Genomic DNA, 12,106 nt, shown 5'->3' with positions numbered 1-12,106 from the left:
TCATAGGAAGCCCTTAACATTTTATTGTATGCTGTCAAGTTTGTGCCGTATGCACTATCTTGATCACTTTATCAGGAGGCGGCTTTGATGACCACATAGTTCATGACGTCGGGTTTGGCACTGCCGTTCTCAACCGGAGTGAGCGCCTGAGCAACGTTCAAACCGTCTACGACATGCCCAAAGAGATTGTATTGCTTGCCCAGCTGAGAAGAGTTGTCCCCGGTGTTAATGAAGAACTGGCTGCCGTTAGTGTTGGCACCTGAGTTAGCCATCGCAATCGTGCCTGCGGTATAAGAGCCCTTAACCGGCTCGTCGGCAAATTTATAGCCAGGACCACCACTGCCAGTGCCCTCGGGATCTCCACCTTGCGCGATGGCAAGCGGACTCTTAAGCACTCGATGGAAGGTAAGCCCGTCATAGAAGTGATTCTGGGCCAGGAAGACGAAGTTGTTGACCGTCTTAGGAGCAATCTTGGGATCCAGCTCTAAGACGATGAGTCCACGATTGGTGTTGATGCCAGCGCAGTAAACTTTGTTGTTGTCAATCACGTTCTGCGCGCCACTGTAGTTGTGATTGATCTTTTTGACATCGTCAGCGCTGGGTGCGCCGGTTTTGGTGACCGCGCTGATCATGGCGGGCTTGGCGCAGACCGAAGCGGCGTCATTTACGACACTCTTCACCACCGCGGCGGGGGTGGAAGCTGGCGTGGTCGCGGCCTTCGGCGTGGCGGTCGCTGCTGGCTTGGCGGGCGAGCTGTTTTTCGCCTGCGCAAAGGGTGGATAGTGATTGACATAAAGAACAAGAAAAATACCAGCTACTACCAGGCATAAAATAATAATGGATGCCCAGGGGTAACGAGCAATTCCACGAGCCGGGGCCTTGTGGCCTGCATCAGGGCGTCGACGCTCGGGGCCGTTTGTTCCTAAATCTGGTAAGTGGGTAGAATGTGCCCGAGCTATTTTGGCGGCACGCCTGCTCTCTGCACGTTTAGTGGTCTTTGGCATGAGGTGTTTTTAAATGCTCCTTCTTCATTACGTGACCGACGCGGACTCGCGTATTTATTGGTCTATAATAAACCTTACTGTATTTTATGGTCAAGTCCCGCTATGCAGAAGGCCCGCACGAAGGGACCTGGGTATACAAAAAAATGACCAAAGGTCCTTCTTTATAGTCGTCCCTCAAATCATATTATAGTCGCTTCGGTAAACCCATTCAACGTGTTGGCCATTGTCTCTAGCCCATGATTCCCCCCTCCTTCTCTTTAAGGCAGACGAAGTTATCCACATCTAAAGACTTTTTTGGTGGATAACTCTGTGGATAAGTGGGGAAAACTCCACCTTCTGTGTGGATAAGTCCATAAAACACGTGTTTTTGTGGCTTTTCCGTGCAAAATAAAGCAAACTTTATCCACATATCCACATTCCAAGCCCTTTGGGATCATTTGATTTCACCCGCATTATTCGTTACACTTTGAAGACGCAAGATCACCGATACCAGAAAACTTTGTCGCCAGGAGCCTGGTTTGTCTCCTCTGCCTTGCTGTGCTTTAAGGCGGGCGACAGGCGCCTGGAAGGTCCCGATTTGACCGAAAAATAAGCAAATTTTTCATCAGATCAAATGTTCTTGCATATGCTATAATGCTTGTTGCTGCAGTCTAAAATTATTCATACCATGTAAATGGAGGGGTCAGATTCTCTGGTTTTGCTGACCGCCTTTTATCGCTTGCAGTCTGCTTAAACTTTCAATCTTGTGCCCATAAACCGCCGGTGCGCGGTGTCTCTGATTACTTATTCAATCCGTGAAGATACGTAGATGCTGGAGTTGAAGACGTGGAAAAGTTGTTACCGCAAAATATAGAGGCCGAGGGTGGTGTCCTCGGGAGTATTATTATCGATCCGGAAGCAATCGTACAGGTCGCTGATTTTCTGGCACCCGACGATTTCTATCGCGATGCCCACCGTACTATCTTTGAAACGATCCTTCAGCTCTATGAACAGCGCGAGGCGGCCGACTTCATTACGATCTGTGATGAGCTTGAACGCAAAAACAAGTTGGAAGAGGTGGGGGGCGCCAGCTATATTACGTCGCTTATCAACCAGGTACCAACCAGCGGTAATATTGAGTACTATGGTCGCATCGTTGAGCGCACCGCTATTTTGCGCCGCCTTATCCATGCGGCTGGCGAGATCGCGGCTACCGCTTACGAGGAGGGGGACGCGAATATCGCCCTGGATAAAGCGGAACAACTTATCTTTGGGATCAGTCAGCGACATGCACGGGCGGATTTCTCTTCGCTGAGCGAGCTGCTCGGCGACTATATGGCCAAACTGGATCAGCTTCACGAGCGTCGTGGAACCGTCGTGGGCGTTCCCACGGGCTTTACCGACCTGGATCGCCTGACCGGCGGCCTGCAGAAGTCGGACCTGATTATTCTGGCCGCGCGCCCTGCGGTCGGCAAGACCAGTCTTTGTTTGAGTTTAGCGCACAATGCGGCCGTTAAGCATAAGAAATCTATCGCCATCTTTAGCCTTGAGATGAGTAAAGAGCAGCTGGTACAGCGTCTGCTGTCAATGGACGCGGCCATCGATCAGCAGCGTCTGCGTACCGGCTGGATTGAGGATGACGAGTGGGAGCGGATCGTTTTCGCCATGGGTACCCTGGCCGAGGCCAACATCTGGCTCGACGATACCGCCGGTATCTCGACGATGGAGATGCGCAGTAAGGCCCGGCGCCTGCAGGCTGAACACGGCATCGACATGATCATCGTCGACTACCTGCAGCTGATGCAGTCTTCAGCTGGCAAGCGCAACGACAATCGTGTACAGGAAATTTCCGAGATCAGCCGCAATCTCAAAGGTCTGGCCCGCGAACTGGATGTGCCGGTGATGGCCCTGGCGCAGCTCTCGCGCGCCGTTGAGAGCCGCCAATCGAAGGTTCCACAACTCTCGGACCTGCGCGAAAGTGGTTCAATCGAACAAGATGCGGACATTGTTATGTTTATTTATAGAGACGATGTATATAATCCCGAGAGCGAAAGAAAAAATATTGCCGATATTATTGTAGCCAAACACCGTAACGGACCCGTCGGCGAGGTCAGCCTTTATTTCCAGCCCAGCCAGACCCGTTTTAGCGATCTGGAAGTTTCACCACCAGCAGACGAATAATTTGGGGGTGAGTTTTAATGTCAACCTTTACCGAATCTACCGGATTCACGGGTTTCCCTACGGGCAAAAATCCTTTTGTGCCCATTCCAGAGGTCTTTTTTACACAGTTATTGCCCGATATAGAGGATAGCGCGGAACTGAAAGTTACCCTGCATATCTTCTATCTGCTGGCGAAGCAGCGCGGTAATCCTCGTTGCGTCAGCGATAGCGATCTCCTTCACGATCGTCTCTTGCTGCGTAGCTTGAAACGCCGTGGTGATCCACGTCCCGCCGAGGAACGCTTACGATTGGGACTGGAACAGGCCGTCGCCCGCAATACATTGCTTAAAGTGCATCTACACCTGGCCGGTGAAAACGAGGATGTTCTGATCGGCTGGTACTTTTTTAATACCGCTCGCAGCCGCAAGGTCGTCGCTGAACTACAGGGAGGGGAAATGATTTCTGCCCAGGTGCTCACCCGCGATGAACAGGTTGAACAGAAGATTAATCAAATGGCCGTTGGTGCGGAGGTGTATGCTAGTTCTGTAGGCTACAACAACACTATTCGCCCGATGCATGTTGAGGTGGAACGCCCAAATATTTTTGTATTATATGAGCAAAATATTGGCTTATTGTCACCAATGATAGCGGATGAGTTAAAAGACGCAGCCGATCATTATCCTCAGGATTGGATTGAAGCAGCTTTTCGTGAGGCTGTCGAGCAAAATAAACGTAAATGGAGTTATATTCGCGCCATTCTCAGGCGCTGGGAAACGGAAGGCAGGCAGTAATGGAGCGCCTCAACGAAATATTCGAACGCACCGGGCGGCGTCAACCTCTTTCCGAGCAACGAGCACAGGGTCGCACGCCACAACAAGGTCAGGGGCATTTGACGCGCCGCTTTAATACAGAGCGTACAGAGCGGACAACTCATACGGAGCTTCAGTCACGCTCTGGCCAGAGATACAATACCAATACGCCATCTCAGCCCGCTTCTTCTTCTCATAATTATCCTTCACGGGCCCGGCATTATTCGAATTATCAGCAAGAGAACGGCGTCTCAGATGGACGCCCCTCTACAGAACCTATCTCACGGGCAGATCATCCCATCTATCCGCCGTCGTATCCTCGGCGCAATGTGAACGATGCGGGCTCTCCCTATCATCCACAGCCGCACCAGGATCAGCAGCGCATCCAGCCGTTGCAGCCACGACCAACCAGCAATTATCATTCGTTGCATACATCCGATACCTATGTGCCCGATTCACGCGCGGACGTGGTCGAGGAGTGGGAAGAAAACGGTCTGACTTATGGTGATTGGGAACAGGAGGGCGGCGACTACGATTATGAGGATGAGGAGATCGAGGCTTACGATGAGCCAGCGCCCAGCACCTATCAGCCGCCAGCGTATCGCCAGCGTTCACAGTCCGATACTATGCATGGCATGAATGCAGAGACGCCCGCGCGGGGCATGCGCACCAACCTGCACGATAGCCGCCTGGCGTCGGCCATTGCCAACCAGCAGGCTCGTTCACAGGAACTGCCCGCCTCGCAACGCGTTACGCAACCGCTCAATCCACATACGATCCGGGGAGTACCCCGCGGCGAGCGTAACCCGCTATCGCGTCCGAGTCCTTCTGCCTCTTCGCGCCATCTCAAACCGGTGCGGTCAGAAGTGGAACAGGCACCACAAGATACCGAACTGGCCGCCGTAAACAATAAAGTGCCCGCTAAAAGCGTCTGCCCAAAATGTAGAGGCGCGGGCTTCTTACGGGCCGATGTGCCGTTTGGACATCCGAATTTCGGCAAGCCCATTCCCTGCGTGTGTAAGGAATCTGAGCGTAAGGAGAAGCGCCGTCAGCAGTTGCGCGATATGTCGAATATGGATGCCTTCCGCAATCAGAGCTTCCGCTCTTTCAGCCTCCATACACCAGGGGTGCAGGAGGCGTATGATGCGGCAACGAGATTCGCGAGCAATCCACAGGGCTGGTTGCTGCTCGTTGGGCCCAATGGTTGTGGTAAAACACACCTGGCAGCCGCCATCGCGAACCTGAGCCTGGATAGCGGCGCGGTCGTCCTGTTTGAGGCGGTTCCCGACCTGCTTGACCATTTGCGGGCCGCCTTCGCTCCTACAGCAACCGAGGTTTACGATCAGCTGTTCTCAAAGATGCGCGAGGCCGAACTGCTGGTGCTCGACGACCTGGGTGCGCAGCAGAGCTCGCCCTGGGCCAATGAGAAGCTGTTCCAGCTCCTCAACTACCGCTATAACCTGTCGATGCCAACGGTCATCACCGCTAATCCAAAGGGCTTACAGGGCATTGATGAGCGCATCCGCTCCCGCCTGCATGATACCTACCTCGTCAGAGAGATCGTCATGGATCGCGCGCGTGACCATCGCCCCTTCAATGGGGATGAGCGTAGACGCTAACTATACCATAGCAACAATCCAATTTTTGAGCCGGGGACAGGCGTCTCCGGCTCAAAAATTGGATTGCGTTGACTCTTACCAACCATTTCTTGCACTCGCATCTTGTAAGTGCTATCATAACGTTAAACGTCCCCCATTTGTGGGTTTCCTCTGCACATTCATTTTTTACCAACGGCTTATTTCTAGCTGTAAAAGAGAAATGACCGTTATAGATAAGTAAGGAGCGCACATGACCAAGTACGATCCGCGCGATCCAAAGTGGATCAAAGAAACTCGTGAGTTTATGGAGCCACGGGGCATCATCCCAAACGTCATTGAGACGACCCCCCGCGGTACCTATGGCTCGGATCTTTTTTCGCGCTTGTTAAAAGAACGTATCGTATTCATTGGTACACCTATCGATGATATGGTCGCCAATAGTGTTGTCGGACAGTTGCTCTACCTGCAGAGTGAAGATGCAACTAAAGACATCAATATGTATATCAACTCACCAGGTGGTAGCATCTATGCTGGCCTGGCCATCTATGACACCATGCAGTGGTTACGCCCGGATGTCTCAACGGTTTGTATGGGTATGGCGATGAGTATGGGTGCTGTCCTGCTGGCCGGTGGCGCAGCAGAGAAGCGCTATTGTCTGCCCAACTCGACGATGCTGATTCACCAGCCTCTCGGTGGTGCCGAAGGTCAGGCGGCTGATATCGAGATCACCGCACGTGAGATCCTTCGCCTGCGCCGTAGCTTGTATGATATCCTTTCTCATCATACCGGCCAGACACCTGAGCGCATCATGCAAGACTCCGACCGTAACTACTATCTGACCGCCCAGTCGGCGGTTGAGTATGGGCTGGTCGATGATATCCTCTCTTCTACCAAGGAGGAGTAAGCCTGCCTCTCCCAGGCAGACGCATCATTGATTGCTCTCTATAGTAGCTATATAAGGTACATGTTATGAACAGGACCAGGTAGTTGCACTTGTTTCCCCGCCGGGGATTGTACAGGTGAACCTACCCGGTCCTGTTTGTGTGTTGATGTATGGGGCGCACGGATGCGGCCTCATGCATCAACACACAAACAGGCTTAGGAGCTTTCGCGCCTCTGGCGCTTACGAGTCCCATGGTGTGTTGGTGCAACAGGGGCGCAGACGCGCCCCTGTTGCACCAACACACCAAACCAGTGCGTCCGCGCAGCGGACGCGAGTGCGGGGCCGCTCAGGTACCCTGGTATGACGAGCATAAGACACACCTAAGGAGTCATGTGCAATTATGGCTGGACAGATTCGTTGCATCTTATTTGATGTCGGCTATACGCTCTGGGAGCGCATCCTTCCCGATAGCGCGCTAGTCGCAAAAAATATTAACCAGGCCTTGCTCTATCTGCAAGAGTATATCGATCCCGCCCTGTTCCAAAAACTTGATCATGAGCAGGTGAAGCATGAGCTATTGCCCGCGTTGATGTCTGAACTGGATCGTGAAGAAAGCAAAGATCCCAACTACGAACCTGATTTTGGTCAGGTGACCACGAAGGTATTAACGCGCTTTGGCTTGCCCGCCATTGAGGCAAGGGCCGGTCAGCGTCTCTTTTCGACCCTGCAGGTCTCGGCGGCGGCGACCCGGCGTCTCTTTCCCGACGCGCTCGCGACGTTGCGCGAGCTGCGCGCCCGCGGTTATCTGCTCGGGATCGTCACTAACCGCTCATGGGGCGGTCCACCGTTTCTGGCCGATCTCCAACAGATGGGTTTGCTCGATCTTTTCCCTATCAACGCTATCGCTATCTCTGCCGATCTAGGTATTCGTAAGCCACACGCCGAGATCTTTCGCTACGCGCTGCAGGCACTGATGGTTTCACCCACAGAGGCTGCTATGGTCGGGGATTCGCTGTACGCCGATGTCGGGGGTGCGCAGGCGCTGGGTATCACCACGATCTGGAAGCCGACCTCTCGTCTTTATAGCTCCGTTCGCTCGTCCGATCACCTTTCAGACTCCACGACGCTGACACCGGCGACGCTCTTCTCCGCAGGCCTCGCCTACGAACAGCAGCGCCGCCACCATCAGATAAATATTGCCCCGCCAGACTATACTATCGAACATTTGAGTGAGTTATTGTCTATGTTTAGCATAGCATCCGAGGCCAGTGCTTATGACACCCAATCTGCGTAAATTGCTCTTTGAGACATTGTATAAAAATCGCTATCTCTATCGCTTCGCCAGTACGGTGCCGTTCGCGGGCAACTGGCGCACCTGGCAAAAGCTGGTCCTTTCGCGCATCCATGGACACGATATTCTGGAGCTGGGCTGTGGACTGGGCGATCTACTGGCCGATCTGCTGGAGGCTGGCTATATGTGCCGGGCGGTTGAACATTCACCGGAGATGGTGGCGGCGGCACGCGCGACTCTGCAGCGCCGCCATGCCGGTCCTGCTTCCTGGGTGATCCAGGGCTCAGCACAAAGCCTGCCCTTCTCGGCCAATAGCTTTGATACAGTGGTGAGCACGTTTCCCTCCGAATATATCTATGATCCCGATACCATTGCGGAGATTGAACGTGTCTTGCGTCCGGGCGGCCGCCTGATTATCATCGAGGGTGCGCGCCTGCAGCCCGTTGGCTACCTGCAACCCTTGCTGCTTCTTATCCACCTGCTGGTATATGGTCCGCGCTCACTTTCGGGCGCAAGGAGCAGACCGAAACAGTCGGGCACAACCACAACCATTGTGGACGATGAGGCGTTCACCACCGAAGAGTTACCCGGTATGCCATTTGGAGGACTCATTCCATTAGAGCAGTCTGGTTTGCGGCGCCGTTCACAGCGTGTGTATAGCCGTCGCTGGCAGGTGTTCATTACTCTGGGTGAAAAACCGGACGCAACTGATAACAATCACTGACACTATCCTCTGGTAAAATAGCGTATACTGACATAACTACTATTTGACGAGGAGAAGATGTAGCTATGTCACATTGGTTTGAGGATCATGTTCTGGCGAATGGTGTGCGGTTGCACTATTATCGCACGGGGGACGCTACAAAGCCTCCGTTGCTGCTGCTGCATGGCTTCACCGATGCGGGCCTGTGCTGGACAGCTGTGGCGAAAGAGCTGGAGGCCGATTATGATGTGGTGATACTGGATGCTCGGGGACACGGTCTCTCAGGAGCAGCTGCCAACGGTTTTACGACCGAGCTGCTGGTATCTGATGTGGCGACCGTTATCCAGGCCCTGCAATTGCAACCGGTATCCCTGCTTGGCCATTCGATGGGCGCCCATACGGCGGCCCACATCACTAGAAGATATCCAGCACTGGTACGCTCGGTACTGCTTGAGGACCCGCCCTGGCGCGGCTTCGATGCCGAGCCACTTTCCGATGAGGAAGAAAGCGGCCTGGAGCAGTGGGCAACCAATATGCGTGAGTTGCAGAAGCAGCCACTGGCCGAGCGCATCGAGGATGCGGCCGATTTTAATCCATACTGGCTACCAGATGATGTACACACGTGGGCCGAGGCGCAGGGCCAGTTTCAGGTCGAGGTATTTAGCCAGGGCCTGCACCAGGTCAGTCGCGAATGGAAGGCCATCGTCCCCGCATTGCCACGACCAGGATTGCTGATTACCGGTGATCCGGTACGGGGAGCTATTGTGACGCCCGAAGTTGCCCGGCAGGCCCTTGAGACATGGTCCGCTGGCAGGCTGGTCAACATCGCAGGCGCCGGCCATAGTATCCGCCGCGATCGGCACCAGGACTTTGTAACCGCCGTTCGTCAGTTTTTAGAGAAAAATAACGAAGAAAAGTAACGTATGCAAACATCTATCGAGCAGCTAGCTGATCGCTATCCACATCTCGCTCATGCCTTCGCCAGCATTCCGCAGAGCGAACTGCACCTGAAGCGTCTACAGGATCTGAACGCGAGCTGGCAGCATATGCTCCTCTCGGGAGCTAGCCGCAGCTATACAGAGGTCGTGGTGAGCGAGGAAAGGCCCCTCGTAGCGCCCAGCCATACCTTTGACATCATCTATGCCGGCGGCGGCCTGAACCTATTGCATGCCGCCGTGATGACGCGCCGCTACGGCTTTCGCGTCCTGGTCTTCGATCGCTTTACGGTCGGCGCGGTACACCGCGAATGGAATATTTCGCGGGAAGAGCTGCAGGAGTTGCTCGCTAGTGGCTTGCTGACTACAGACGAGCTGGATTCGGTGATCCAGCGGGAGTACGAGGATGGCGTGGTCCGCTTCCATGCCGGCAACATTCAGGTCGCCCCGGCCGAGCTGCATTTAAAGGATGTGCTGAATGTGGCCATCGACGCGGAAAAGCTGACCGCCCTCTGCGTACGCAAGATCCAGGAACATCGGCCTCGCAACGGGGCCTCCAACCTGATCCTGCACAATACGACCTTTGAGCACTGCTCCGTGCAACCGGACCGCAATGTGACGGTCGATGTCAGTGATAAGCAGGGAGACTCGCACAGCTACCAGGCACGCCTGCTGATCGATGGTATGGGCTCGACCTCTCCCATCGCCTGCCAGCTTAATTGTGGCCGTCCCTACTCCCTGGTCTGCCCTACTGTTGGCACAGTGGCGCGCGGCTATAAGCAGGGAAACGCCGCGAACGAGATCGACCCTGCCAGCGGCGAGGTACTGGTCTCGACGGAGGATAGCCGCTGTGGTCGCCAGCTGATCTGGGAAGCGTTTCCGGGCAAGGGAGACCAGGTGGCCATCTACCTGTTCTATTATGCCGAGTCTGGCAGCCACGTCGACCTGCTTGAGCTCTTTGATAACTTTTTCGCCCTGCTGCCGGATTATAAGGATACCAGCTCTGTCGAAATTCTAAAGCCGGTCTATGGCTTTATCCCGGCTGGCTATAATATTACGCTGCCCTGGCAGCCAGAGACCAAAGTGCTGGCCTATGATCGCGTCCTCTCGCTGGGAGACGCGGCGGCCTTCCAGTCTCCATTGACGTTCTGTGGCTTCGGCTCCTATGTGCGCAATCTGCAGCGCATCACCACCCTGCTGGCACAGGCGCTACGCACCAATTGCCTGAGCGCCACCGAATTAAATCAGATCCGCGCCTCCGAGGCGGTTCCGGCCGTCGCCCGCGCCTTCAGTAAATTTATGATCGCCAAGCCCGAGCAGGTCGAGCCCGCGTGGCAGGTCAATGAGACGCAGAACGTTTTTTGCCACGTGCTGCAGCAGTTGGGACCCCGCGTGACCAATGACTTCTTTAAAGACCGGGTGAGCTGGCTGGACTATACACGCCTCGTGCTGAATACGCCCGGCTATTATCCCGGCATCTATGCCCTGGCCCTCAAAACGCTGTCCCCAACTGAGATCGTGGGCTGGATCACAGCCTGGCTGCAGTTGGGGCGGCAGGAACTATCCTATCAATTCTATCGCCTGCTGCGCCCCTGGCTCTATTCGCCACTGGATAAGCTGCTGCAGGTAGCCCTGATGCGCGCCCGGCCATCCCTGGCTCTGCGCGGCACCATCTGGCGCGAAACGATGGCCCAGATAGCGCGCAGCCGCGGAGATATCCCCCCAGCCCGCCAGCCAGGCCACGTCGAGCACATCGTCGGATCGTGGTTCGGCAAGCTCTGGCCTATGGGTTAAACGATCACACCGTATGCCGGGCTCGCCCCGGCTTTCCCGTTAAATAGCCGGCGAAAAATAGACCTGCCGTGTCACCTGACGCACAATCTGATGGGCTTCTCTTACCGGCAGCGGCACCGCGTTGGCATGCGTCTGATTCCACTGCTGCGCCGCCTGCTCGGACGAGAAAAAGTGCGTCTGATTACAAAAACTGGTCCGAATATCACTACACATCTCATTGGCCGATGGCAATGCGATCGCGATATAGGCACCTCCGGGCTCAACATCTTTCAGGTCATCGGGCGTCACCTGCAACCTGATTATCTCATTGGTGATAGGGCAACTTGACGCAACCTGTACCGGCTGCTGCAAAATAAACGGGTAGGCCAGGCTATCAAAGGCGCACCACGTAAAGAGCTCGTGTCCCTGTACCTGAAAATGGTGCTTGGTCGGCAATAACGATATTCCCGCCGCCACCACCTGACCCTCGGCATTGTACTCAATTTTTGGCAACTCTTTAAGCTGCTCAAGCAACTCCTCCTCAGTCATATCCATTACCTCAGCCAGCGTACCCGGCTCAACCGCGCTCCCCTGGCCCAACAAACGCAATAACTCAAGCCACAGCTTTGTATATCCACGGCAACTGGCCCGTAAACGTTCAGTCAATGCATCGATTAATGCCACATCCGAAATTCCCTGCATGAACCTTCTTCCTATCCTTTCAAGCCATCGCATTAATAATCTATCGCGACATATAAACCATTACCAATATTATCACCCGACCAACCGCATTGAAAAATCCCCAACACCCCTCTCGGGCGCCCACATTCCCTCATGGTGTCACTCCTGCATACCAACCTGCAACACATGACAAAGTCCAGCGTATTACAGTCGAGGAATCATAATCACCAGTCAATATGTATCGGAAATATAATTCTGGTGCGTCTTATACACAAAACCATCACTTGTAG

General features: G+C 54.3%; 10 protein-coding genes. 8 read left to right on the top strand and 2 right to left on the bottom strand.

Annotated features, from left to right (window positions below; genetic code table 11):
- Positions 1-71 precede the first annotated feature (71 nt).
- Positions 72-1,004, bottom strand: coding sequence for a peptidylprolyl isomerase (locus AABA21_RS26435; RefSeq protein WP_338254842.1), 933 nt, complete (start codon positions 1,002-1,004; stop codon positions 72-74).
- An 825-nt stretch (positions 1,005-1,829) separates the two neighbouring features.
- On the opposite strand from AABA21_RS26435, the gene dnaB reads away from it, so the two are divergent.
- The 8 genes from dnaB (at position 1,830) to AABA21_RS26395 (ending at position 11,156) form a co-directional block, all read left to right on the top strand.
- Positions 1,830-3,164 (top strand): replicative DNA helicase, encoded by a 1,335-nt coding sequence (gene dnaB / locus AABA21_RS26430; RefSeq protein ID WP_338254839.1) that lies wholly within the window; start codon positions 1,830-1,832, stop codon positions 3,162-3,164.
- Positions 3,165-3,181: 17 nt separating this feature from the next.
- Positions 3,182-3,934, top strand: coding sequence for a DnaD domain-containing protein (locus AABA21_RS26425; protein ID WP_338254837.1), 753 nt, complete (start codon positions 3,182-3,184; stop codon positions 3,932-3,934).
- Complete coding sequence (locus tag AABA21_RS26420) at positions 3,880-5,571, top strand: ATP-binding protein (RefSeq protein ID WP_338254835.1); 1,692 nt, start codon at positions 3,880-3,882, stop codon at positions 5,569-5,571. The genes AABA21_RS26425 and AABA21_RS26420 overlap by 55 nt, the downstream gene beginning before the upstream one ends.
- Positions 5,572-5,854: 283 nt before the next feature.
- Positions 5,855-6,454, top strand: coding sequence for a ClpP family protease (locus tag AABA21_RS26415; protein WP_420917222.1), 600 nt, complete (start codon positions 5,855-5,857; stop codon positions 6,452-6,454).
- A gap of 379 nt (positions 6,455-6,833) precedes the next feature.
- Positions 6,834-7,727, top strand: a complete 894-nt coding sequence (locus AABA21_RS26410) for an HAD-IIIA family hydrolase (RefSeq protein ID WP_338254831.1) — start codon at positions 6,834-6,836, stop codon at positions 7,725-7,727.
- Positions 7,708-8,448, top strand: a complete 741-nt coding sequence (locus AABA21_RS26405; protein ID WP_338254829.1) for a class I SAM-dependent methyltransferase — start codon at positions 7,708-7,710, stop codon at positions 8,446-8,448. The genes AABA21_RS26410 and AABA21_RS26405 overlap by 20 nt, the downstream gene beginning before the upstream one ends.
- A 65-nt stretch (positions 8,449-8,513) precedes the next feature.
- Entirely contained in the window at positions 8,514-9,347 is an 834-nt protein-coding gene (locus tag AABA21_RS26400) for an alpha/beta fold hydrolase (protein WP_338254827.1), read from the top strand.
- A 3-nt stretch (positions 9,348-9,350) separates the two neighbouring features.
- Positions 9,351-11,156 carry an NAD(P)/FAD-dependent oxidoreductase gene (locus AABA21_RS26395; protein WP_338254825.1) on the top strand — a complete coding sequence of 602 codons (1,806 nt, stop codon included), beginning with the start codon at positions 9,351-9,353 and terminating at the stop codon, positions 11,154-11,156.
- Positions 11,157-11,195: 39 nt separating this feature from the next.
- Here the strand turns inward: AABA21_RS26395 and merB are convergent, their stop codons facing one another.
- Positions 11,196-11,837: an alkylmercury lyase MerB gene (merB, locus tag AABA21_RS26390; protein ID WP_338254823.1), complete on the bottom strand. Its 642-nt coding sequence runs from the start codon at positions 11,835-11,837 to the stop codon at positions 11,196-11,198.
- Between the last annotated feature and the right edge of the window lie 269 nt (positions 11,838-12,106).

Source organism: Dictyobacter halimunensis (assembly GCF_036245075.1).
The sequence above is the reverse complement of the archived record's forward strand: the minus strand, read 5'-3'. Positions and strand labels throughout refer to the sequence as shown.